The organism is Reyranella humidisoli, from assembly GCF_019039055.1.
Taxonomy (GTDB): Bacteria; Pseudomonadota; Alphaproteobacteria; order Reyranellales; family Reyranellaceae; genus Reyranella; species Reyranella humidisoli.
On record NZ_JAHOPB010000003.1, the window covers coordinates 214,065 to 236,755 of the forward strand.

Sequence of the window (22,691 nt, forward strand, 5' to 3'; positions counted from 1 at the left end):
AGGCGTCTCCCTTCACGCAAGCGTCATCGGTTTGACGAAATCGCCGTCCACGCTCTATGCCATGGGTATGGTTCAAGCAGTTTCCAAGTCGCCGCTCGGTCGGCGTCTTTTCCTCGCGGCGCCGTTCGTGCTGGCCGGCGGGCTTGCGCAGGCGCAACAGGGCGGTAGCGATGTCCACTTCAAGCGCTCGTCGCTCGTGGTGGTGTCCGGCGGCCGGGACATCAAGTTCGACGTCGATCTGGCGCTGGACGATACGCAGCGGGCGCGCGGCCTGATGTTCCGCGAGAAGCTCGGGCCCTACGAGGGCATGCTGTTCGATTTCTACAAGGAAGCGCCGGTCAGCTTCTGGATGAAGAACACGCTGATCCCGCTCGACATGATCTTCATTGCCGCCGATGGCACGATCAAGTCGATCCATGCCAATGCCGTGCCGCATTCGACTGAGACGATTCCCAGCCAGTTCCCCGTGCGCGCCGTCCTCGAAATCAACGGTGGCAGCGCCAAGCTCCTGGGCATCAAGCCGGGCGACAAGGTCCTCCACCCGATCTTTGGCAACGCCTAGCGCCTGGTTCAGCGCTTAAACGCGCAGCTCATGCCGTCGCCGACGGCCAGCAGGGCGATGTCGACTCTCTGGTCGGTCTTGAGCTTGGCATTGAGGGCGCGGAGCGCCTGCGTATCTCGATCGACGTCGGTGGGATCGGCGACCGAACCGCCCCACAGGACATTGTCGATCAGCACCAGGCCGCCTTTTCGCACCAGTTTCAGGCAGCGCTCGTAGTAGGCGTCGTACTCGTCCTTGTTGGCGTCGATGAAGGCGAGGTCGAGCTGGCCGGTCAGCCCCTGGGCCAGCAGCCAGTCGAGCGTGGCGAGCGCCGGTCCGATCGTGAGTTCGATGCGGCTCTCGACGCCGGCTTCCTTCCAGTAACGACGCGCGACCTTCGTGTAGTCGGCGCTGACATCGCAGCACCAGAGCTTGCCGTCTGACGGCAGCGCCTCGGCGATGCATAGCGAGGAGTAGCCGGTGAAGGTACCGACCTCGACGGCACGCCGGGCGCCGATCGTTCGGGCGAGCAGGCCGATCTGCTGGCCCTGATGGGCCGATATCTGCATGCCGGCGCGGGGCAGGGTCGCCGTCTCCTCGCGCAGCCGGCGGCGCAGCGGCGGCTCGCGCAGCCAGTTGATATCGACATAGTCGCTCAAGGCACCGTCGATTCTCGGCCAGCTCTTCATGCTCTCTCCTGTTGGCTCGCCACTCCAGTCTCGCTACGGTCGCCCCCCTGAATTGGAGTGGTGGGAGCGGGTATGTCGGATATCGAGATCGCACGGCGCGCAATCAAGAAGCCAATGAAGGAAGTCGCCAGCCGCCTCGGCATTCCGGAAGATGCACTTGAACCCTATGGTCGCGACAAGGCGAAGCTCGACGGCGACTATGTGAAGTCGCTCGGGAACCACAAGCAAGGCCACCTGATCCTCGTGACGGCGATCAACCCGACCAAGGCCGGCGAGGGCAAGACCACGACCACGATCGGCCTCGGTGACGCGCTCGCCCGCATCGGCAAGAAGACGGCCATCGCATTGCGCGAGCCCAGCCTCGGCCCGTGCTTCGGCCAGAAGGGCGGCGCCACCGGCGGCGGCCAGGCGCAGATCGTGCCGATGGCCGACATCAACCTGCATTTCACCGGTGACTTCCACGCGATCACGACGGCGCACAACCTGCTGGCGGCGATGCTCGACAACCATATCTACTGGGGCAACGCGCTGGGCATCGACGCCCGCCGCGTGTTCTGGCCCCGGGTGCTCGACATGAACGACCGCGCGCTGCGCGACACGGTCGTCAGCCTGGGCGGCGTCGCCAACGGTTTCCCGCGACAGGCGCGCTTCGACATCACGACGGCCTCGGAAGTGATGGCGATCCTATGCCTGGCCAACGACCTCGAGGACCTCGAGCAGCGGCTGGCGCGAATCGTCGTCGCCGAGACCCGCGAGGGCAAGCCGGTCACCGCCGGCGACCTCAAGGCGGCCGGCGCCATGGCCGCCGTTCTGAAGGATGCAGCCAAGCCCAATCTCGTGCAGACGCTGGAGAACAATCCGGTCCTGATCCATGGCGGCCCGTTCGCCAACATCGCGCACGGCTGCAACTCCGTGATCGCCACGCGCGCAGCTCTGGCGCTGGGCGACTATGTCGTCACGGAAGCGGGCTTCGGCGCGGACCTGGGGGCGGAGAAGTTCCTCGACATCAAGTGCCGCCAGGCCGGGCTGAAGCCCGAACTCGCCGTGGTCGTGGCCACCGTGCGCGCGCTCAAGCTGCACGGTGGTGCCGACGAGAAGGCGCTGGAGAAGGAGGACGTCGGCGCGGTCGAACGTGGCCTGCCGAACCTGTTGCGCCATGTCGAGAATCTGCGGAAGTTCGGCCTGCCCGTGCTGGTCGGCATCAACCGCTTCCTGACCGACACGCCGGCCGAGCTGGAACTGATCGAGACCAAGTGCGCGGAGGCTGGCGCCAAGGCCTACCTGTGCGAGCATTGGGCCAAGGGCGGTGCGGGCGCCGAGGCACTGGCGCGTGCGGCAGTCGGGACCATCGACGAAGGCAAGGCCGCCTTCAGGCCGCTCTATGCGGACGAGCTGCCTCTGGCCGAGAAGATCGAGACCATTGCGACCGAGATCTATCGCGCGTCGGGCGTGTCCATCGCGGGGCCCGCGAAGCGGCGTCTCAAGGCGCTGGAGGCGGCGGGGTACGGCAAGCTGCCGGTCTGCATCGCCAAGACGCAGTACAGCTTCGCCGCCGACCCCGAACTGCGCGGCGCGCCGACCGGACACGTGCTGCCGATCCGCGAAGTGCGTCTGTCGGCCGGTGCCGGCTTCGTGGTCGCGATGGCGGGCGAGATCATGAGCATGCCGGGCCTGCCGCGGGTGCCGGCGGCGGAGCGGATCCGCCTGACCGAGAATGGCGAAGTGGACGGGATTTTCTGAGATGCGCACCTATTCGTTCGTCACGGTCGACGTCTTCACCACCACGCGCTTCGGCGGCAATCCGCTCGCGGTCTTTCCCGATGCGCGTGGCATGAGCGACGCCGAGATGCAGTCGCTCGCAGCCGAGTTCAATCTGAGCGAAACGACGTTCGTGCTGCCGCCGGAGGATCCGGCGCACACCGCGCGGGTGCGCATCTTCACGCGCACGCGCGAGATGCCGTTCGCCGGCCATCCCAACGTCGGCACGGCCTATGTGCTGGCGCAGCAGGGCAGGGACAAAGGGGGCAAGCTCCTGTTCGAGGAACTGGCCGGCCTCGTCGAGATCGACGTCGAGCGCGACGCCTCGGGCATGCCGGTCGGCGCCACCATCGCCGCGCCGCAGCCGCTGTCGCTGGGGCCGGAACTGCCGGTCGCGACGGTCGCTGCCTGCGCCAGCCTGCAGCCGGCCGACATCCGCGCCGGTGCCCACAAGCCCGTCGGCGCGTCGCTCGGCAATCCGTTCGTCATCGTTGAGGTCGAGCCCGCGGCTCTGTCACGGGCGACGCCGGATTTCCCGTCCTTCCGTCAGGCCCTGGAACAGACCCCGGCCCTCAACGGCCGGCTCGGCCTCTACCTCTATGCCCATGACGGGCCGGGCAGCGTTCAGGCCCGCATGTTCGCGCCGCTGGGCGGCACGATCGAGGATCCCGCGACGGGAAGCGCCGCTGGACCGCTCGGCGCGCTGCTCCTGTCGCTGACCAGCGAGCCGGAGCTGTGCCTCGACATTCATCAGGGCGTGGTCATGGGGCGCCCGAGCCTGCTGCGGGTCGTCGCGCGCCGCGCGGCGGATGGCATCCGGGCCACCATTGCCGGCCAGTGCGTACCGGTGCTGCGGGGCGAAGCCGAACTTGGCTAATTCGGCCTGAAGGCGTGCTGTTTCAGGGCGGCGAGCGAGACCACCTGCAGCGTGACGGCGTGGGTGGCCTCCAGAACGACCTGGGGCGCCGCATTTGCGTCGTAGGCTTCCTTCCAGCGGCTGGCGCAGAGGCACCAGCGGTCGCCGGGATTGAGGCCGGGGAAGCCGTATTGCGGCATCGGCGTGCTGAGGTCGTTGCCCCGGGATTTGGAGAAGGTGAGGAATTCGGCGGTCAGGACCACGCAAACCGTGTGCAGACCGAGATCCTCGGCGCCTGTGTTACAGCAGCCGTCGCGGTAGAATCCGGTAACCGGCCGGGTGGAGCAGGGCTTCAGCACGCCGCCGAGCACATTTATGGACGGGGCACGGCCCGGGCGGCCCTGCTCGGGCGTCTGATCGAACATGGACCTATCGTAGCATCTGGAATTTGCCCTTTCGAGCGGAGAGGGCCGCTGGTAGAAACCCTCGCGTCATAGAGGTGTATCGGCGGGGCGTAGCGCAGTCTGGTAGCGCGTCTGCCTTGGGCGCAGAAGGTCGTCGGTTCGAATCCGGCCGCCCCGACCACGCCCGAAAACGGAGTAGCGAGAGCCATGCAGGTTCGCATCTTCAAGCCGGCCAAGACGGCCATGCAGTCCGGAACCGGCAATACCCATGAGTGGGTGCTGGAGCCGGAGCCGTCGCGCAAGGAGATCGACCCGTTGATGGGCTGGACGAGCTCGCGCAACACGATGCAGCAGGTCCGCCTGTTCTTCCCGACGCTGGAAGAAGCGAAGGCCCATGCCGAGAAGAACGGCTGGCAGTACACGGTCGAGCAGCCGCACAGCCGGCCGGTGCGGGCCAAGGCCTACGCCGACAATTTCGCCTACACTCGCGTCGGTCGCTGGACGCACTGAATTGAATGCCGCTGGCATGGAATTGGAACGGCAGGCGCCCGTAGCTCAGGGGATCAGAGCAACCGCCTTCTAAGCGGTAGGTCGTTGGTTCGAATCCAACCGGGCGCGCCATTCTTTCGAAAATCAATTGCAGTCGGTGTGTCACTCTCTTGCACGGCTGATTCCCTCCAAGAGGTGCGATTCATTATCAGTGCCATTTTCTTTGCATGATAATAACTCGCATTCTCCCCAATTGAGGGGAGGTGAGTTTGCTTCTGGGGAGAAGACATGGTGAAGCGCGTACCGGTAAAAACCGCCCTTGTTGGATTGCTCGTAGCCCCCGCGGCGATGGCCCAGCAGGAAACCGCCCAAACGCCAACGTCTCCGCCAGCCGATCCATCCCAGAACCAGCCGGCCAATCCGTCCGGCGCACCGGCAACGATGCAGACCGTGACGGTGACGGGCAGCCGTCCCAGCGAAGATTTCCAGGTTACCCGCGGCTCCATCAACCGTCTCGGCGCGGCCAATCTGATGGACGTGCCGCAGTCGGTGGTCGTCATCAACCGGGCCCTGATGCAGTCGCAGGGTGTCACGCGGCTGGAGGACGCGGTCCGCAACGCGCCGGGCGTCACGATCGGCTCGGCCGAAGGCGGCAACATCGGCACCAACATCAACATCAACGGCTTCTCGGCCCGTACCGACCTCTACCTCGACGGCATGCGCGATCGCGGCCAGTACTACCGCGACGTCTTTGCGCTGGAGCAGGTCGAGGTCCTGATGGGCCCGTCCTCGATGCTGTTCGGCCGCGGCTCGACCGGCGGCGTCATCAACCAGGTGACCAAGAAGCCGTTCCTGAAGCAGGCGAACGAACTCAGCGTCCAGGCCACGACCAACGGCCTCGTGCGCACGACGGCCGATGTGAACACGCCCTTCCAGGAGAACAACGCAGCGCGCGTGTCGGCGATGTTCCAGGTCGGCAAGGCCTCGACCGTCGACCAGACGAACGTGCTGGATTTCGGCCTGGCGCCGACGGTCAAGCTCGGCATCGGCACGCCGACCGAGATCACGCTCGGCGCAATCCTGCAGCACCGCAAGGACCAGGTGAACTACGGCGTGCCGAACCTGAACGGCTTCCCGCTCAAGGCGCCGCCCAATACTGCCTATGGCTTCAACGACGACTATACCGAGCAGGACGTCATCGCCCTGCAGAGCCTGATCGAGCACAAGATCTCGCCCAACATGAGCCTTCGCAATCAGACGGAGTTCGTCTGGGTGAATACGTCCGTCCGTGAAACTTCGGGCGGCTTCGTCGGCACGCTCGGCAACGGCAACCGCTTCGTCGCGGCGGCGAACCTCACCGGCAACGTCCCGTACAGCGCCCAGCCACTCGGTAATCTCTGGGTCCGGCAGCTCAGCCGCGACCGCAACATCAACGACATCACGATCGAGAACCAGACCGAGGTCCTGTCCAGGTTCGACACCGGCTCGGTCGGCCATACCTTGCTGATGGGCGTCGACATCAACTACGAATCCTACACCAACCAGCAGATGAGCCGCACGGGCACGTGTTTCGGCAACGCGCTGCCGGCCGGTTCCGTCGGCTGCACGCCGGCGGGCTACACGGTCGGCGCCAATACGCCGGGCAATGTCGCGACGGTTTTCGGAAACTATGCGTCCTCAAACGCCTGGGGCGCGGGCTTCTACGCCAACGACACCATCCAGCTCCTTCCCGAACTGAAGGTCGTCGCCGGACTTCGATGGGATTACTACGCGGCCCAGATCGCCAATTCGATAAATCGCAACAACACGGCCGGCAATACGGCGGTCGCGGGACTGCAGCAAACCGACACGTTCCTGAGCGTCCGTGGCGGCGTCATCTACGAACCGACGCCGGCACAGTCCTACTACGTGTCGTACAGCACCTCGTTCAATCCCTCGCTCGAGCAGCTCACCTCCACGACAGGCACGCAGAACCTGCCGCCGGAGAACAACAAGGGTGTGGAAGCCGGCGTCAAGTACGAGCTGCTCGGCGGCAACCTGTCGCTCAACGGTGCGGTCTTCTCGATCATCAAGAACAACGCCCGCACAGCCAATCCCGACGGCACCTTCTCGCCGGCCGGCAACGTGCAGGTTAGCGGCGCTCGTGCCGGCTTCTCCGGAAGGATCACGCCGGAATGGCAGGTCTTCGGCGGCTACGCCTATCTGAACGGCGTCATCATCCAGGGCCTGAACTACCAGAACGGCCAGGGCAACACGACCGGCAAGGTGCCGCTCAACACGCCGAGGGACACGGCAAACCTCTGGACGACCTATACGTTCAACGAGACCTACGAGGTCGGCGGCGGCTTCTTCTATGTCGGCCAGCGCTACGCCAACAATACCAACACCGTCGTCGTGCCGGCCTACACACGCGTCGACCTGACGGCTGCCTACAAGCAGCCGGCCTACGACGTGCGGCTGAACGTCTACAACCTGTTCAACACGACCTACTACGATGGCGTCATCGCCTCGGACGGCGGCCGCGCGGTCGTCGGCTCCGGGTTGACGGGGATGATCACGCTCAATTACCGCCTGTGATCTGACGGAAGCCGCCGCCCGTCATGCTCGTCTGTGTTCCCAACGTCCTCAACGCCGCGCAGCTCGTCAGTCTGCGCGAGCGGCTGGAGCGCTCGAATGCCTGGGTCGACGGTCGCGTGACCGCCGGCTACCAGGGCGCTCCGGTGAAGTTCAACCAGCAGATCGACGAGCGGTCTGAAACGGCGATCGCGTGCCAGCGCATCGTGGGCGCGGCGCTGGAGGTCCATCCGGTCTTCATCAGTGCAGTGCTGCCGAACGAGATCTACCCGCCTATGTTCAATCGCTACGGCGAGGGGATGAAGTTCGGGGCGCATGTCGACGGCAGCGTGCGCATCAACCCGCATACCGGCCGCAAGCTCAGGACCGATGTCTCGGCCACGTTGTTCCTCAGCAATCCCGAGGACTATGACGGCGGCGAATTGCAGATCGAGGACACGTACGGCCAGCACAGTGTCAAGCTCAAGGCGGGCGACATGGTGGTCTATCCGGCGACCAGCCTGCATTCCGTGGCGCCGATCACACGCGGCGTGCGCACGGCCTGCTTCTTCTGGGCGCAGAGCCTGATTCGCGACGACATCCAGCGATCGGTGCTGCACGACATGGACAACGCCATCCAGCGCCTGAACGAGACCAATGCCGACGAGATGGCGCGCCGCTCGCTGATCGGCTGCTACCACAACCTCGTGCGGCAATGGAGCGAGACCTGATGGCTGTCGCCACAGCCGCGGGCGCGAACCGGGTCAATCGCCGGCTGACCTTCGTGCGCTGGGTCCGCAAGACGCATGGCTGGTTCGGGCTGTGGGGTGCGTTGCTCGGTCTGATGTTCGGCCTGAGCGGCATCTGGCTCAATCATCGCAGCGTGATGAAACTCGAATTGCCCGATCAGAAGCAGGTCAACGCCCAGATCGCCTTGCCCGATCCTGCGCCGGCCAACATCGCGGCGATGAGCCAGTGGCTGAAGGACACGCTGAAGATCGATCGCGGTCCCAACTTGGCGCGGGTCGAGCGGGCGCGTGCGGTACCCTGGACCGAGCGGACTCCCGGGGGCGGCGGTGCGGGCGAGGGCGCTGCCCGGCCCCTGCAACAACCCGAGCGCTGGGTGATGAACTTCGGTGGGCCCAACCATCTGGTTCAGGCCGAGTATTGGGTCGGCAACAAGTCGCTTTCGGTGCGTACCACGCAGAATGGGTTCATCGCGACCCTGGTCAACCTGCACAAGGGCACGGCCATGCCCGTACCGTGGATCCTGTTGATCGACACGTTGGCTGGCAGCATGATCTTCCTGTCGGTCAGCGGCGTGATCCTGTGGTGGGAGACCCACCGCAAGCGTGCGGTCGGCATCACGATTTTCGCGGTGGCCGTGGCCGCAACGGTGGCACTCGCCATCAGCCCGCTCGAGTTGTAGTGAGCGTTTGATGCAAGAGTCCGTGTCTTCCGTTCCGCCGGTGGCCCCCGGCCCACTTGGCCCGTCGCGCGAGCCGCTGTCGTCGACGGCGCGGGTGGCCATCGTGGTCTTCGTGATCTTCTTCCACGTCGGCGGCGGCTGGGCGCTCACCCAGTTCGAGCCGCTGCCGCTGATCGTGGGCGACGTGGCTCCGATGGAAGTGCGGATCGTCCCAGCCGACGCACCGGCCCAGCCCGAGATCGAGGACTCCGAGCCGCCGCCGCCGGTCGACCTGAAACCGCCACCGCCCGAACTGGCCACAATCGTCGAGCCGCCGCCACCCGACCTGCCGCCGCCGGAGTTTCCGCTGGCCAGGATCGACCTGCCGCCGCCGGATGAGCCCCCGCCACCGAACATTCCGCCGCCGGAGAAAAAGCCCGAGCCGAAGCCGCCTGAACCGAAGCCGGTTCAGAAGAGGCCTCCGCAGCCCGCGCGCCCGGCCGCGCCGGTCGATGCGACTCCGCAGCAGGCTGCACCTGCCGCGGCAGCCGGGCCTCGCACGGTCGACGCCTCCCAGCTTGGCTGGCTCGTGTCGCCGAAGCCGGTCTATTCGAACGCCTCACGCCGGGCCAACGAGCAGGGAACGGCCATGGTCCGTGTGCTGGTCGACGTCACCGGCCGCCCCGCCCAGGTCTCGCTCCAGTCCTCGTCGGGCTTTCCGGCGCTTGACCAATCCGCGCTCGCCGCCGTGCGCGCCGCGCAGTTCAAGCCTTACGCACCGGGCGGACTGCCGCAGGCCGTGCTGGTGGTCGTTCCGATCAAGTTCGTGTTGCAGTAGGAGAGTATCGCATGGGCGACGCATCGAGTTTGGGCTTCGGCCATTTCCTCGCGCAGGCCGACATCGTCGCGAAGGTTCTGCTGGGCGTGCTGGCGGTGATGTCGGCGATCTCGTGGTACCTGATCATCTACAAGGGGATCGGGCAGCTCATCCGGCAGGGACGCAGCCGCAGGTTCCTGAACTTCTTCTGGAGCGCGACCTCGCTCGAGGAGGTGCAGAACGAACTCAGCATCCACGGCGTGCAGGAGCCGTTCGGGCATCTCACGGCGCATTCGCTGCACGCGCAGGCGCATCACGCGAAGTTCGGTGCGGCCAAGCTCGAGGAGGCGGGCAGCGAGACCGAGTTCCTGACGCGCACCATCAAGAAGGTGCTCGACGAGGAGACGACGTCGCTGGAGAACGGCCTGACCATGCTGGCCACCATCGGCGCGACCGCGCCGTTCGTCGGCCTGTTCGGCACGGTCTGGGGCATCTATCACGCCCTGATCGCCATCGGCATGTCGGGCTCGGGCATGCTCGACAAGGTGGCCGGTCCGGTCGGCGAGGCGCTGATCATGACCGGCATCGGCCTCGCCGTCGCCCTGCCGGCGGTGATGGGCTACAACTGGCTGACCCGCTCCAACCGCGTGCTGACGGCCAGGCTCGACGCCTTCGCCTTCGAGCTGCTGACCTTCCTGTCGATGGGCCGCGCACTGCAGGCCGGCCGCAAGCCGGGCGTGCCGCTCGCGGCCGTGAACTGAGGGAGCCGGGACATGGCCTTCGGAAGCTTCGAACGCAAATCCTCGTCTTCGCCGATGGCGGAGATCAACATGGTGCCGCTGATCGACGTGGTGCTGGTGCTGCTGGTCATCTTCATCGTGACCGCGCCGCTGCTCACCAACGTGGTCAAGCTCGACCTGCCCAAGGCGACGGCCAACGCCGACCTGCAGAAACCGGAGAAGATCGAGTTCGCGATCGACGCGCAGGGCGCCCTGTACTGGGGCGGCGAGCGGCTGACCCGTGACGAAGCGCTGGAGAAGTTCGCCGAGGCCGGCCGCAAGCGGCCGCAGCCGGAGGTCTATCTCCGCGCCGACGCCACCGTGCCCTACCGCTACGTGATGGAGACGCTGGCCGATGCCTCCAAGGGCGGTCTCTCCAAGATCGCCTTCGTCAGCGAGCCGACGCGCTAGCTCCGCGAGCCGGCGAAGCTCACCGTGGCGACGCCGGCGCCGACCAGCAGGCCGCCGCCCACCTTGTTGACCACGCCGATGGCGCGCGGGTTCGAGGCCAGGCGCCGGGCACGAGAGGCGACCAGCGCGTAGCCAAAGGCATTGGCGAAGGCCAACACCAGGAAGGTCGTCTCGAAGACCAGCATCTGGGTCAGGAAGTCCGCCCTAGGGTCGAGGAAGGCGGGCAGGAAGGCCACGAAGAAGGTGATGCTCTTGGGGTTGAGCGCCGTCACCAACCAGGCATGGCCCAGCATCTTCGCGGCCGATACGGCATCGGTGCGCGGCGGGGCGTCGAGCGTGCCGCCGGCACGCCACAGCTTGATGCCGAGATAGATCAGGTACGCAGCGCCCACCCACTTCAGGATCGTGAACAGGGTGGCCGAGGTGGCGAGCAGGGCGCCGAGACCCAGCATCGAAAGCGTCATGGCCGTGAAGTCGCCCAGCGCCACGCCGACCGCCATCGGCAGGGCCGTCCGCCAACCCTGGCCCAGGGCATACGACACGACCAGCAAGACGGTGGGACCCGGGATCACCAGAAGGATGCTCGACGCCGCGGCAAAGGCGGCCCAGGTTTCAAAGGTCATGCTCACTCCTGAAGGCGAGAACCGATCAAGCCACGCGCGAAGGAAAGCGTCAGCCAGAATTTGGCCTCTTTCCATCGTCAAGATCGAGGTGTATTCGATCTTTCCGGAATTCAGATGAGCCCAGACAAACCGCGAGCCTATCACCACGGCGACCTGCGCGAGGCGCTGGTCGCGTCGGGACGCAAGCTGCTCGAGGAAAAAGGCATCCGCGGCTTCACGCTGCGCGAATGCGCCCGCCGGGCCGAGGTTTCGCATGCCGCGCCCGCGCATCATTTCGCTTCCATGGACGATCTGCTGGCCGAGTTGGTGCGGCGCGGCTTTGCCGAACTCACGGCAACCATGATCACCGAGGCCGAGCGGATCGAGGGCGAGGCGGCGGCGCGCCTGGTGGGACTGGGCGTGGGCTACATGGCCTTCGCGGCCGCCAACCCGGCGCTCTTCCAGCTCATGTTCAGTCGCGAGGCCAACCGCATCGATCTCAAGGACGGCGAAGCGGGGGCCGGTGGCGTCCGCCGCCTGCAGGCCGCCATCGTCGACGAGGCGCTGGCCGACGCTTCGGGAGAGGTCCGGCAACGTATGGCCGACTTCGCCTGGGCCTCCATGCACGGCTTCATAACCCTGGTGCTCGAAGGCGAGATCGGCGGCCGCGATTCCTCCCGGGCGCTGAAGTCGCGCGGGCTGGCGGTGCTGGCGGCGATGGCCGAGACGGTCGTGCGCGCCGCTCGATAGTCAAAGAGCGATGCGGAACAGCAGCGCCTCGGTGCCGCCATGGGCGGCGACCTTGGTGATCCGCTCGACCAGGAAGCCGCCATTGGCCGTGATGACCTTCTGCGACGGCAGATTGTCGGGATCGGTCGTCAGGTCGACATGCGGCAGCCCGTGCCGCGCGACCTCCTTCAGCATCAGGCCGAGCGCCCGGGTGGCGTAGCCGTGCCGCCGCTTCCAGGGCGCCACGGCGTAGCCGATGTGGCCCAGCACATAGGTGGGGAGTTCCGCCGTCCCCGGCTGCCAACGAAAGCCGATCGAGCCGCAGAACGCGCCGTCCCACATCCAGCGACGGTAGCCCGGCATGCGCTTTACCATCGTGCCATCGGGCAGGGTGATGTCGCCGCCTCTGGCCTCCGGGTCGTCGAGCGAGGCCACGAAAGCGGCCGGATCAGCCTGGATGCGCGCCAGCTCCTCCCGGGCCGCCTCGTCGAGTCGCACATTGTCGGGCGACCAGCCGCGGCGCAGCGCATCGGCATAGCCGTCGAGATGGGCGAGGTCGGGAACGATGAGCTGCAACGGACTATCCTTTCGGCACGGCGGGTGCTGTAGCATGGCCGATCATGAGTGCCAGCCCCATCCTCGTCCTCGACATCGACGGCGTCGTCTCGCTCGCGCAGCCGGGCTCGCCCAACCCCTGGTATGCGACCTTGAAGGAGGATTGGGGGCTCGATCACGATACCGAGCTGGCGCCCGGATTCTTTCTCAAGCCCGAATTCATGGAAGTGCTGCGGGGAAGGCTCGATCTCTACGTGGCGCTGCATGAGTATTTCGAGACGAAGGGACTGGCCGACCGGCTGGAGGAGTTCGTTTCCTACTGGTTCGAGAAGGATTCCGACATCGATCGCGGCGTCCTGGCCCAGGCCGACGCCTGGCGCAAGCGTACGGGAGGCCGGGTCTTCGCGGCGACCAACCAGGAGCATCACCGCATCGCCTACTTGCGCGACGAGCTCGGCCTCGGCGCGCATTTCGATGAGATCGTCTATTCGGCGGCGCTGGGCGTCTGCAAGCCCGATCGGGTTTTTTATACGAACGCCCAGGCGCGCATGGGGGTGACCGTCGCGCAGTCGATCCTGTTCGTCGACGACAAGGCGAGCAACGTCGACGGTGCGCGCATGGCCGGCTGGCGCGCGATGCTCTATCGCGGGCCGGAGAGCCTCGAACGGGCGCTGGCCGGCTGGGGCTGAGATTCTCCGCAGGACCGGGAGACGAGGAGCGTGCAGGCCAGCAGGTCGGCGCAGCCGCCGGCCGACAGGTTCCGTTCGACGAAGTTGCGATGCAGCGCCTGTGCCTTTTCGAACCAGCCGTTCCCGCGGCAGCCACCGTCGGCCAGGAATCCCGCCGCCGCCTGGCGCACGAAAGATCCGGCCTCAAGGCCGCCGCGATAGAGAACAGTCGTATCGTCGACCGCCGCCATCAGCGTGAACAGTGTATCGATGCTGGCGGCATTGTCGTCGAGGCCGGCCTGCCGCGCCGCCCTATAAGCGGGGATGCCCGTCTCGAACACGCTGGGGAAGGCGAGGGCCGCTTCCCGGCGTGCACCGTCGCGGCCCGTGCGGCGGCGTACCTCGGCACCATGGCTGGTTGCGCCGTCCCGCGTGGCATGGGCCTGGAGGGAAGCGCCCCACGTATCCTGCAGTACCTCGCGGACGGCGATCGGCGTCACCTCCAACCCGAGCGCCTGCGTTCGCGCGAGGGCTGCAACCATGAGGCCGACCGAGAAGATGGCGCCGCGATGGGTGTTCACGCCGCCCGTGACAGCGAGCATCCCGCGTTCGGCCTCGATCCCGAGCGGCATGAGAGCGTGTTCGAAGCGCTCGGCGGCCCGGCCGGCGGCGGCGAGGGCTGCAAAGGGCTGCAGCAGGGAATCGGCCGACCGGCACATCAGGTCGAAGTCCATGTCGTCATGGGCACCGGTATCGACGGGACTGACGAGTCCGGGCTTCGGGTAAGCCCGCAATTCGTCGCGCATTGCCGCCACGGCGGCCCGGGCGAGAGCCTGGTCTTCCGGGCTCATCGGTTCAGGCGCGCACGGGGCACGAGTTGCAGCGTATCGACCGACTTGAGCAACACCTCGTCCCGATCTTGCAGGATCTCGCGCCACTGGACCTCGCCGAGACCCGGGAAGGAGAGTTCGCCGTCGATGCGGAAGGCGAGACCCTGCTCCTCTCGGGCGAGGAACACGGCGGCATGGTTGGCGGCCTCGAGGCCGGGGACGTCGATCACCACGTCGAGGTCCGAGCCCTCGTGTACGTGGCGCTCGCCAGTCAGGGCCTGCCACATCCAGCTCCCGTAGACGCGGATGTCGAGGCCGGCGCCCATCGCGGCCGCGCGCAGGCGGTCGAAAGAGTCGGCTCGCGCCTGCGCCGCGGGGCAGCGAGCGACCTCGGCGAGGGCGGGTGGGCGCGCCTGCCGGACGATGCGGCCCGCATCCGTCCAGGCCGCGACGCGGCGGGGCCTCAGTTCGGGATGAGCCGCCTCCGTGGTGCAGAATCCCAAGCCGACAGCGGCGCCCTCGTTGCGCCGCCGCGTCACGACGAAGGGGCGCTCCGCCCCGTGCCAGGCCACTGCCCGGGCACGGTCGTCCGGGGTTTCCGTCTCGGGGACCTGCGACAGCCAGACCAGCGTGTGGCGCCGGAGACCGGTCATCGCGCCGATTCGGCGAGGACCTTCTTTCGGATGTCGAGGGCGAGCTTGCGGCCGCCGCGCTTCTTTCCGAGTTCCGCGCGATTGTCCTCGGAGGTCGCCGTAGCGATCGCCTGGGCAAGCTTGGCCTGCACGTCGTCCTTGGCCGACCAGACATCCTGGACCCCGCCCAGCAGCGCGAAGGGCGCGGCGCCGAACTCCAGCGACGGCATGGTCTTCGAGAGCTTCTGAAGCACGGCCGCCGGGATCTTCGTCACCGCCGACATGGCGGCGATGGGCATCAGGCCGACGCTGGCCGAGTCGAGCGCATAGATGCGGTCGGCGAACATGCCGTAGCACAGGAAGGCGCCGCCGACGGCCTGGCCGGTTGCAACGGTGATGAGCTTGTGGCCCTTGCGCCGGGCCAGTTCGAGGCACGACAGGAGATGGCCGAAGTAGCTGGCGAGGCCCAGCATCTCAGCGACGCGATTGGGCTCCTGTCCGGCGCTGTCGACCAGCATGATGATCGGCGTCTTGGGCTGCTTCTCGATGCACTCGATCACGTGCGCGGCGAGGCGCAGCGCGGCGGCGTTGTCGATGTAGGTGCCGTCGCAGGTGCCGATGACGCAGACCTTGCCGCCGCCGACCGTGGCGTAACCGGTCAGCACCGACTTCTCGATCGCGATGCCCTTGGAGGAGGCGCCGAACAGGCGCGCCAGGACGGCGCGGGCAGACGGCTTCTTGGGAGTGGTCTTCTTCATGGCCGGTTACTTCCCACGCTTTGCGAGGGCGGCGAATTCCGGCCCGGAGGCCAGTGACGCAGCCCGGATGTCGCGCACGCCCATGCCTTTCCAGACGGCATCGGGATCGTTGGTCGTGCCGAACTTCTTCAGCCGCTTCTCCAGGTCCTTCTGGCGCGCCTTCACGGAGGCGAGGCTGACCGCGCTCGACTTGGTCAGCAGCCTGGCGATGGCGTCGCGCACGGCTTCGGGCGAGTCGTGCGCGAGTGCGTCGGCATCGCCCAGGAGATACTTGGTCTTACCGCCGCTCGTCTTCCAGACCAGCGCGCGGTTGGCCGAGTCGTAGGCTTTCTTGCCCATCCACTTCTCGATGACAATCGGACCCGAGATACCCAGGCGCCCGTGCTCGGTCATGATCCGGTAGTCGCAGCAGGTCGACAGGATGCCGATGCCGCCGTAGGCACCGATGTCGGTGGCGATGACGGCGATGGTCGGGACCTTCAGGGCGCGGCATTCGAAGATGGCGCGCATCGTTTCGGCAATGGCGATCTCGCCGGACGAGCCTTCGTGCAGGCGCACGCCGCCGCTCTCGATGATGAGGACACAGGGCACCTTGTCGCGCGCCGCGGCCTTGAACAGGCCCGTGAGCTTGGCGCCATGTATCTCGCCGACGGCCCCGCCGACGAACTGACCGACCTGAGCTGCCAGGTAGATCTTCTTGCCGCCGATCTTGGCGTGCCCGATCACGATGCCGTCGTCGAACGACACCGGGATGCCGAGCTGGGCGAGATAGGGGCTGGTGATACGTTCCGGCGGCGGCAGCAGCTCGACGAAGGAGCCCGCATCGGCGAGGCTCGCGATGCGCTGGCGCGCGGTCTGTTCGTGGAAAAGTACGCCGCTCATTTGTCGCCCTTGGTCAGATGGTCGTAGGCCTGGCGCAGGCGGAGATTGACGAGCACGGGCGGAGCGCCCTGGTCGTTGATCGTGACCTTGGTGCCGCCGGCGGGATAGTGGTGGGCGAAGTCGGCGAGGGCCGCGAGCCACGACGCCTTGTAGCCCGGGATCGAGGTCTCGACGTGGCACTGCATCGTGTCCGTGGGCCTGCCACCGCGCTCGACCAGCACTTCGAGATTGCCGGAACCCACCACGCCGGCGAGCGCCCATGGCTTGGCCGTCTTCGAGGGCAAGGGCTTCGACGGGAAAGCCTTGGCGAACTTTTCCATGGTGACGGGTCCTACCAGTCGACGAATTGCGAGGGCGGGTCGTAGAGGCCGTTGGACCAGCGGACGAGGCCCTTGATGTCCTGCGCGGCCAGAAGGCTGCGGCTCGCCTCGGAAGGGCGCACGCCGACATCCTCGGGCAACTGGACGATGCCGCGGGCCCGAAGGTCCTCGGTCTCGCGCTTCTTGCGCTTCAGGCCGACCGGCGTGTAGCCGGCAACCGCGCGAATCGCCGCCTGGCGCTCGGCGATGGAGCGGCAGGCCGCGAGGTTCGCGATGCCTTCCTCGGTAACGACATGGGTGACGTCGTCGCCGTAGATCATCACCGGCGTAACACCATGCAGTGCCTTGCGGATGCTCGGGTCCGTCGCGTCGAGTTCCTCGACGAAGGTCGGCACGCGGCCGGCCTGGAACGTCTCGACCATCTGGACCACGAGCTTGCGGCCGGGCGGCGAGCCGGGGCCGGGGTTGGCTTCCGCGCCGGCCTTGAGCCACGCCTTCGTCGGATGGCGGCGGCCTGTCGGCTGGCAACCCATGTTGGGCGCGCCTCCGAAGCCCGTGATGCGGTTCTTGGAAACCGTCGAGGAGTTGCCGTTGATGTCGATCTGCAGCGACGCGCCGATGAACATGTCGAGTGCGTAATGGCCGGCGAGCTGGCCCATGGCGCGATTGGAATGGAAGCTACCGTCGCGGCCCGTGAAGAACACGTCCGAGCGAGCGGCGGTGTAGCGCTCCATGCCGACCTCGCCGCCGACGGCGAAGACGCTCTCGACCCAGCCGGACTCGATCGCGGGGATCATGGTCGGCAGGGGGTTGACCATCCAGTACTTGCAGATCTTGCCCTTGAGACCGAGCCGCTCGCCGTAGGTCGGCAGCAGCAGCTCGATCGCCGCGGTGTTGAAGCCGACGCCGTGGTTCAGCGACTGCACCTCGTATTTCTCGTAGATGCCGCGCAGCGCGACCATGGCCATCAGCACCTGCACGTCGGTGATGGCGGCGGGATCGCGCGTGAACAGCGCCTGCAGGTGCATCGGGTAGGGGGCTTCGACCACGAGATCGACCTGGTCAGCCGGGATGTCGATGCGGGGCAGCTTGTCGACGATCTCGTTGACCTGGGCGAAGACGATGCCGTCGGAGAAGGCCGTCGGCTCGACGATCGCGGGCGTCTCTTCGGTGTTGGCCGCGAGGAACAGGTTGCCCTTGCGGTCGGCCTGCGCGGCGGCGATCAGCGCGACCCGCGGCGTGAGGTCGATGTAATAGCGCGCGTAGAGTTCGTTGTAGGTATGGATGGCGCCGACGGGGAATTTCTTCGCCTTGACGAGGTCGGCGACGGCGCCTCCCTGCGGGCCGGCGTAGCAGAAGTCGACCTGCTTGATCATGCCCTTCTTGAAGAGCTCGATATGGGCCGGCAGCGTGATGCAGGACATCACGAGATGGATGTCGCGCAGGTCCTTCTTTTCCAGCGTTGCGAGCTGGTTGGCGAGGAAATCCGCCTGCTTCTGGTTGTCGCCTTCGAGGCAGAGGATGTCGCCGGGCTCGATGATGCGCCGGAGGATTTCGGGCACCTTGTCGGGGCTCACGAACTTGCCGCGGGCCAGCTTGCCGACGCGCTCGATCCGCTGGGCCTTGTTCTGGCGGCGCGACGCCGATTTTGCAGTGATCATGTTATCTTTTTCGTCTATCCGTTGCTGTCGGTCAATGCCCGGACCCAGCATCTGGGTCGATACTGCGGCGGACGGTTTTTGCATTCAAAGGAAGCGTGGTAGAGCGAAGTATGTTGATGTTTGAGATACCCTTCGGCACGACCGACTGGGACAGCGTCGAGCGCACCGAGCATCCGGGCGAGACCGGCAAGGCTTTCTGGCGGACCCGGACGTTCAACAACATCCGTGTGCGGATGGTCGAATACACGCCAGGCTACCTCGCCGATCACTGGTGCCAGAAGGGGCATATCCTCCTGGTGCTCGAGGGCGCGCTTTCGACGGAACTGGCCGACGGCACCACGGTGGAGCTGAAGCAGGGCCAGAGCTACCAGGTCGCCGACAACACGCTCGGCCATCGCTCGCGCACGGAAGCGGGCGCCAAACTCTTCATAGTGGACTGACATGACGGACCTGATCGGATTTATCGGCGTCGGTACGATGGGCGAACCCATGTGCCGCAACCTCGCGCGCAAGAGCGGCATGACCGTCCTGGCTGCCGATCGCGACGAGGCGCCCCTGAAGCGGCTTGCCGCCGACGGCGTGAAGGCGGCCTCGGTCGAGGAGATCGGCGATACCTGCCGCACGATTTTCCTCTCCCTGCCGGGCGGCAAGGAAGTCGAGCAGGTCTGCATGGGACCCAACGGCCTCATCTCGAAAGCCAAGCTCGGCTGGACCGTGATCGATCTCAGCACCGCACCGCCAGTGCTGGCTCGCCGGCTCTACGAGGAGTTCCAGGGCAAAGCCTCGGCCTTCGCCGATGCGCCGGTCGCGCGGACGCGACAGGCCGCGATCGATGGGACGCTCTCCATCATGGTGGGGGCCACGACGCCCACCTTCGAACGGATCGAGCCTCTGCTGCGCCACATGGCGAGCGAGGTCACGCATTGCGGCGAAGTCGGCGCCGGGCAGACCGTCAAGATCCTGAACAACATGATCCTGTTCCAGACGGTGGTGGCGCTGGCCGAGGGCCTTTCGATCGCGCGCGCAAACGGCGTGGACGGCAAGGTCCTGTTCGAGACCCTTACCAAGGGCTCGGCGGATTCCTTCGCGTTGCGCAATCACGGCATGAAGGCGCTGCTGCCGGCGGTATTTCCCGAAAGGGCCTTCTCGACGAAATACGCGCTGAAGGACCTGAGCTACGCCATCGACATGGCGGAACAGGCGAAGATTCCGGCGCTCGGCGCCGACGTTGCCCGCGAGGTGATGGAGCGCGCCGTCGAACTGGGACATGGCGAGGAATACTGGCCCGTCCTGCTCAAGGCCATCGAGGATGCGACCGGCAAGGCGTAGATCGGGAGGGGTCAGATCCGAAAACGAAAGCTGGCCCGCGTACCCTCGACGCCCGTGTCGTATTCGACCTTGGACTGGAGATTGGCCGCCATCGCCGTGACGACGCGCGTGCCCAGGCCCGTGCCCTGCGTCGTGCCGGTGCCCTTCCAGCCCACGCCGTCGTCCTCGACCGCAAGCGACACAGTGTCCTCGCCGACCTTCTGCAGGATGACGCGGATCTCGCCGCGCATGCCGGCGGGGTAGGCGTACTTGTAGGCATTGGTCAGCAGTTCGGTGACGATGACGCCGATCGACACCGCCTTGTCGGTGGGGACGCGGATGTCGGCGTCGGCATGCAGGGCCACGACGTTCTTCTTGTCGGCGGCGTCGATGGCCGCGCTCAACTCGTCGACCAGGCTCATCAGATAGGAACCCAGCTCGACGATGCGCACGTCCGACGAGGTATAGAGGCGGCGGTGGATGCCGGCGACCGCCATGATGCGCGCCTGCATTTCCTGCAGCGCGCTGCGGGCGGCTTCGTCTTGCACTGCGTTGGCCTGAAGGCGGGCGAGAGAAGCGACCAGCGCCAGCGAGTTGGCGACACGATGATTGACTTCGTGCAGCAGCAGCTCGGCGCGGTCGCGTTCCTCGCGGATGGTGCGCTGCGCTTCCTCCGCCTCGGCCTTCATCCGCTGCTGCTGCAGGGCCGACCGGATCGCCGCGCCCAGAAGCTCGCGGAAGTGTCCCTGAACGTCCTTCCAGACATAGTCGGCGGCGCCGGCCTTGAGGGCCGCGACCGCGACACGTGCGTCTTCCGAACCCGTGACATAGACCACCGGCAAGTCGACCGTGACGCGCTGGATCCGGGCCAGCACGTCGAGGCCGGTTTCGTTGGTCAGGTTGTGATCGAGTGCGATGGCGTCGAATTTCTCGGCTTCGAGAAGCTTCAGCCCTTCCTCGCCCGAGCCGACGTGATGGATCGAGATTCCGTGCGGCGCCAGCGCGCGCTCCACCAGCCGGCCGATACCCGCATCGTCGTCGATGTAGAGGACCCGGACCTGCTCCATCGTCACTCGGTTGCCGGAACCTGCATCACGGACAGGAAGAGACCGAGTTGCTGGATGGCATTGGCGAAGCTCTCGTAGTTCACCGGCTTGGTGATATAGACGTTGGCGCCGAGATCGTAGCAGCGCTTGATCTCGCGCTGGTCATCGGTCGTCGTGAGCACGATGACAGGCGAACGCTTGAGGTGCGGGTTCGACTTGACCTTCGCCAGGATGTCGACGCCCGTCATGTCGGGGAGGTTGAGGTCCAGCAGGATCAGCAGCGAGCGCGCGCTGCTTTCCTCGCCGCTGCCGTCGGCGCCCAGCAGATAGGTGAGCGCGGACGTGCCGTCCCTGAAGGCGACGATCTCGTTGTTGACTCCGGCGCGACGGATGTTGCGCTCGATCAGTCTTGCATGGCCTTCGTCGTCTTCGACCATGACGATGGAAACGGGCTTCGCGTTCATTCGCCGCCTCTGCCTTGTCTCGAGTTGTCGTTGAGCCTCAGCCGCCGAGGCAAATCTATCCGAAAGGTTGTGCCTCGACCAAGTTCGGACTGCACGGTGATGTCGCCGCCCAGCCGTCGCACGAGGGCGCGGACATGCGCAAGCCCGATGCCCTCGCCGGGACGGTCCTGTGCGCCGGCCCGCCGGAACAGTTCGAAGATGCGCTCGTGGTCCTGCTGGGCGATGCCACGGCCGTTGTCGGTGATGTCTATGTGCACGCGCCGCGCCGTTTCGCCGGCCGTGATGATGATTCGTCCCGGGCGATCGCGCGCCAGATACTTCACGGCATTGTCGACGACATTGCCGACAACCTGCTCAAGGGCCAGCCGGTCGGTCACCAGTGCGGGGGCAGTGGACGGTACGGAGATTTCCGCGCCGACTTCTTCCGTTTGATGTCGAACACTGGCGGCGGCGTTCTCGAACAAGCTGACCAGATTGATCGATTCGGCGTGCAGTTCGCGCCGGCCCTCCCGGGACAGTTTGAGGATGGCGTTGATCAGCCCGTCCATCTTGCTGGTGGAGGCGCGAATGAACCGGAGTGCCTCGGGAATGTCCTCATCCGTGGCCAGTTTCGCTTTGGCGGTCAGGCTGGCATCGCCGGCCACGTAGGGGCCGACGGTCTTCATGGCGGCCTCCAGTTCGCTGGTGAATCCCATGATGTTCACCAGCGGCGACCGCAGGTCGTGGCTGACAATGTAGGCGAAGCGCTGGATTTCCTCGTTGGCACGAGTCAACGCCTCGGTGCGCTCGACCACCCGCTCTTCGAGATTGGCATTCACGCCCTGGAGTTCGACGCGGGCGGCCATCAGCTCACGCGTGTACTGCACGACCGTCCACGAGGCGCCGGCGGCGAAGAGCAGGATCAGTAAGCTGCCGGCCGCGGTCACCCAGGTCAGCAATTCGGCGCCGTCGTTCACCTCCTGCAGCCGCAGCGTTACGCGGCCCTCGGCATTGGCATTGAGAAGGCCAAGCTGCACCCGCGCACGCTCCATCAGCAGGCGACCGCGATCTGAAAGCACGATTTCCATGGCAGCGTCGCGGCGCCCGTTCTTGGCCATTTCGATGGTTTGGTTCAGCTCGGCCATTTTCTGGTCGAGGACGCCCGCGATATCGTTGAGGACGGCCAGCTGCCGGGCGTCGTTGGCCAGCAGCGTACGCAACGAGGCGATGTCGCTGCGCAATCGAGGCTGCGCGCGTTCGAAGGGACCGAGATAGCGCGGCTCTCCCGTCAGCAGGAAACCGCGCTGACCCGTCTCGGCGTCCAGCGTGGCCGCCAGCAGGCTCGTCGCAAGTGAACGGATCTGCCGCTCGACGACAGCCGTTTCGGCATGCTGCGCCGTACGCACAGAGAGCCATCCGGAAGCAGCCACGATCGCCAGCAGGGCGAGCACGCCCGCAGCAAGGAAGGCGATCGTGCGGCGTGCGAATGCTGAACTGAACAGGGGCATGGACTGAACGAAACTCGCAGGGACGGTGTGGACGCGCGCGGGCG

General features: G+C 66.3%; 27 protein-coding genes and 2 tRNA genes. 16 read left to right on the forward strand and 13 right to left on the reverse strand.

Annotated elements, in window-relative coordinates; translation table 11 throughout:
* Positions 1-67: 67 nt before the first annotated feature.
* Positions 68-562, forward strand: coding sequence for a DUF192 domain-containing protein (locus KQ910_RS24520; RefSeq protein ID WP_216966268.1), 495 nt, complete (start codon positions 68-70; stop codon positions 560-562).
* A gap of 8 nt (positions 563-570) precedes the next feature.
* Here KQ910_RS24520 and KQ910_RS24525 read toward each other — a convergent pair whose 3' ends face one another.
* Positions 571-1,230 carry an O-methyltransferase gene (locus KQ910_RS24525; RefSeq protein WP_216966270.1) on the reverse strand — a complete coding sequence of 220 codons (660 nt, stop codon included), beginning with the start codon at positions 1,228-1,230 and terminating at the stop codon, positions 571-573.
* 72 nt (positions 1,231-1,302) lie between these two features.
* On the opposite strand from KQ910_RS24525, the gene KQ910_RS24530 reads away from it, so the two are divergent.
* Entirely contained in the window at positions 1,303-2,970 is a 1,668-nt protein-coding gene (locus KQ910_RS24530; protein ID WP_216966274.1) for a formate--tetrahydrofolate ligase, read from the forward strand.
* 1 nt (position 2,971) lies between these two features.
* Positions 2,972-3,865 carry a PhzF family phenazine biosynthesis protein gene (locus KQ910_RS24535; protein WP_216966276.1) on the forward strand — a complete coding sequence of 298 codons (894 nt, stop codon included), beginning with the start codon at positions 2,972-2,974 and terminating at the stop codon, positions 3,863-3,865.
* On the opposite strand, the gene KQ910_RS24540 is transcribed toward KQ910_RS24535, so the two are convergent.
* Complete coding sequence (locus KQ910_RS24540) at positions 3,862-4,269, reverse strand: DUF2237 family protein (RefSeq protein ID WP_216966278.1); 408 nt, start codon at positions 4,267-4,269, stop codon at positions 3,862-3,864. The genes KQ910_RS24535 and KQ910_RS24540 overlap by 4 nt on opposite strands.
* A gap of 83 nt (positions 4,270-4,352) precedes the next feature.
* Here KQ910_RS24540 and KQ910_RS24545 point away from each other — a divergent pair.
* The 9 genes from KQ910_RS24545 (at position 4,353) to KQ910_RS24585 (ending at position 10,705) form a co-directional block, all read left to right on the forward strand.
* A tRNA-Pro gene (locus KQ910_RS24545) sits at positions 4,353-4,429 on the forward strand.
* Between the two features lie 26 nt (positions 4,430-4,455).
* Positions 4,456-4,758: an ETC complex I subunit gene (locus tag KQ910_RS24550; protein ID WP_216966280.1), complete on the forward strand. Its 303-nt coding sequence runs from the start codon at positions 4,456-4,458 to the stop codon at positions 4,756-4,758.
* 34 nt (positions 4,759-4,792) lie between these two features.
* A tRNA-Arg gene (locus tag KQ910_RS24555) sits at positions 4,793-4,869 on the forward strand.
* Between the two features lie 156 nt (positions 4,870-5,025).
* Complete coding sequence (locus KQ910_RS24560) at positions 5,026-7,314, forward strand: TonB-dependent receptor (protein ID WP_216966282.1); 2,289 nt, start codon at positions 5,026-5,028, stop codon at positions 7,312-7,314.
* 23 nt (positions 7,315-7,337) lie between these two features.
* Complete coding sequence (locus tag KQ910_RS24565; RefSeq protein ID WP_216966284.1) at positions 7,338-8,021, forward strand: Fe2+-dependent dioxygenase; 684 nt, start codon at positions 7,338-7,340, stop codon at positions 8,019-8,021.
* Positions 8,021-8,719 carry a PepSY-associated TM helix domain-containing protein gene (locus KQ910_RS24570; RefSeq protein WP_216966286.1) on the forward strand — a complete coding sequence of 233 codons (699 nt, stop codon included), beginning with the start codon at positions 8,021-8,023 and terminating at the stop codon, positions 8,717-8,719. Before KQ910_RS24565 ends, KQ910_RS24570 begins: the two co-directional genes overlap by 1 nt.
* Before the next feature lie 22 nt (positions 8,720-8,741).
* Complete coding sequence (locus tag KQ910_RS27110) at positions 8,742-9,536, forward strand: energy transducer TonB (protein WP_216966288.1); 795 nt, start codon at positions 8,742-8,744, stop codon at positions 9,534-9,536.
* A gap of 11 nt (positions 9,537-9,547) precedes the next feature.
* A complete protein-coding gene (locus tag KQ910_RS24580) occupies positions 9,548-10,276 on the forward strand; it encodes a MotA/TolQ/ExbB proton channel family protein (RefSeq protein ID WP_216966290.1) in 729 nt (242 codons plus the stop codon).
* A 12-nt stretch (positions 10,277-10,288) separates the two neighbouring features.
* A complete protein-coding gene (locus tag KQ910_RS24585) occupies positions 10,289-10,705 on the forward strand; it encodes an ExbD/TolR family protein (protein ID WP_216966292.1) in 417 nt (138 codons plus the stop codon).
* On the opposite strand, the gene KQ910_RS24590 is transcribed toward KQ910_RS24585, so the two are convergent.
* Complete coding sequence (locus KQ910_RS24590) at positions 10,702-11,328, reverse strand: LysE family translocator (RefSeq protein ID WP_216966294.1); 627 nt, start codon at positions 11,326-11,328, stop codon at positions 10,702-10,704. The genes KQ910_RS24585 and KQ910_RS24590 overlap by 4 nt on opposite strands.
* Positions 11,329-11,442: 114 nt before the next feature.
* On the opposite strand from KQ910_RS24590, the gene KQ910_RS24595 reads away from it, so the two are divergent.
* Positions 11,443-12,057: a TetR/AcrR family transcriptional regulator gene (locus tag KQ910_RS24595; protein WP_216966296.1), complete on the forward strand. Its 615-nt coding sequence runs from the start codon at positions 11,443-11,445 to the stop codon at positions 12,055-12,057.
* On the opposite strand, the gene KQ910_RS24600 is transcribed toward KQ910_RS24595, so the two are convergent.
* Positions 12,058-12,612, reverse strand: coding sequence for a GNAT family N-acetyltransferase (locus KQ910_RS24600; protein WP_229600962.1), 555 nt, complete (start codon positions 12,610-12,612; stop codon positions 12,058-12,060). It abuts the gene before it with no gap.
* Between the two features lie 44 nt (positions 12,613-12,656).
* Here KQ910_RS24600 and KQ910_RS24605 point away from each other — a divergent pair, with 44 nt between their 5' ends.
* Positions 12,657-13,280 carry an HAD-IA family hydrolase gene (locus tag KQ910_RS24605; protein ID WP_216966300.1) on the forward strand — a complete coding sequence of 208 codons (624 nt, stop codon included), beginning with the start codon at positions 12,657-12,659 and terminating at the stop codon, positions 13,278-13,280.
* Here KQ910_RS24605 and mdcB read toward each other — a convergent pair.
* From mdcB to mdcA, 6 genes are read right to left on the reverse strand one after another with little or no spacing between them, the layout of a single operon-like run.
* A complete protein-coding gene (gene mdcB, locus KQ910_RS24610; RefSeq protein WP_216966302.1) occupies positions 13,232-14,110 on the reverse strand; it encodes a triphosphoribosyl-dephospho-CoA synthase MdcB in 879 nt (292 codons plus the stop codon). The two genes, KQ910_RS24605 and mdcB, sit on opposite strands and share 49 nt — an antisense overlap.
* Positions 14,107-14,742, reverse strand: coding sequence for a malonate decarboxylase holo-[acyl-carrier-protein] synthase (mdcG, locus tag KQ910_RS24615; RefSeq protein WP_216966304.1), 636 nt, complete (start codon positions 14,740-14,742; stop codon positions 14,107-14,109). Before mdcG ends, mdcB begins: the two co-directional genes overlap by 4 nt.
* Positions 14,739-15,479 (reverse strand): biotin-independent malonate decarboxylase subunit gamma, encoded by a 741-nt coding sequence (locus KQ910_RS24620; RefSeq protein ID WP_216966306.1) that lies wholly within the window; start codon positions 15,477-15,479, stop codon positions 14,739-14,741. The genes mdcG and KQ910_RS24620 overlap by 4 nt, the downstream gene beginning before the upstream one ends.
* Positions 15,480-15,485: 6 nt before the next feature.
* Entirely contained in the window at positions 15,486-16,361 is an 876-nt protein-coding gene (locus KQ910_RS24625; RefSeq protein WP_216966308.1) for a biotin-independent malonate decarboxylase subunit beta, read from the reverse strand.
* On the reverse strand, positions 16,358-16,681 hold the full coding sequence (locus KQ910_RS24630; protein WP_216966310.1) for a malonate decarboxylase acyl carrier protein: 324 nt from the start codon (positions 16,679-16,681) through the stop codon (positions 16,358-16,360). The genes KQ910_RS24625 and KQ910_RS24630 overlap by 4 nt, the downstream gene beginning before the upstream one ends.
* Positions 16,682-16,692: 11 nt before the next feature.
* A complete protein-coding gene (mdcA, locus tag KQ910_RS24635; protein ID WP_216966311.1) occupies positions 16,693-18,342 on the reverse strand; it encodes a malonate decarboxylase subunit alpha in 1,650 nt (549 codons plus the stop codon).
* 110 nt (positions 18,343-18,452) lie between these two features.
* On the opposite strand from mdcA, the gene KQ910_RS24640 reads away from it, so the two are divergent.
* Positions 18,453-18,782 carry a DHCW motif cupin fold protein gene (locus KQ910_RS24640; RefSeq protein WP_216966314.1) on the forward strand — a complete coding sequence of 110 codons (330 nt, stop codon included), beginning with the start codon at positions 18,453-18,455 and terminating at the stop codon, positions 18,780-18,782.
* A gap of 1 nt (position 18,783) precedes the next feature.
* Complete coding sequence (locus KQ910_RS24645) at positions 18,784-19,671, forward strand: NAD(P)-dependent oxidoreductase (protein WP_216966316.1); 888 nt, start codon at positions 18,784-18,786, stop codon at positions 19,669-19,671.
* Positions 19,672-19,682: 11 nt separating this feature from the next.
* Here the strand turns inward: KQ910_RS24645 and KQ910_RS24650 are convergent, their stop codons facing one another.
* Genes KQ910_RS24650 through KQ910_RS24660 form a run of 3 tightly spaced genes read right to left on the reverse strand, consistent with a single transcriptional unit; the run spans position 19,683 to position 22,647 of the window.
* Positions 19,683-20,717, reverse strand: coding sequence for a histidine kinase dimerization/phosphoacceptor domain -containing protein (locus KQ910_RS24650; protein ID WP_216966317.1), 1,035 nt, complete (start codon positions 20,715-20,717; stop codon positions 19,683-19,685).
* 2 nt (positions 20,718-20,719) lie between these two features.
* Positions 20,720-21,160 carry a response regulator gene (locus KQ910_RS24655; protein ID WP_229600963.1) on the reverse strand — a complete coding sequence of 147 codons (441 nt, stop codon included), beginning with the start codon at positions 21,158-21,160 and terminating at the stop codon, positions 20,720-20,722.
* Positions 21,157-22,647 (reverse strand): sensor histidine kinase, encoded by a 1,491-nt coding sequence (locus KQ910_RS24660; protein ID WP_216966319.1) that lies wholly within the window; start codon positions 22,645-22,647, stop codon positions 21,157-21,159. The genes KQ910_RS24655 and KQ910_RS24660 overlap by 4 nt, the downstream gene beginning before the upstream one ends.
* Between the last annotated feature and the right edge of the window lie 44 nt (positions 22,648-22,691).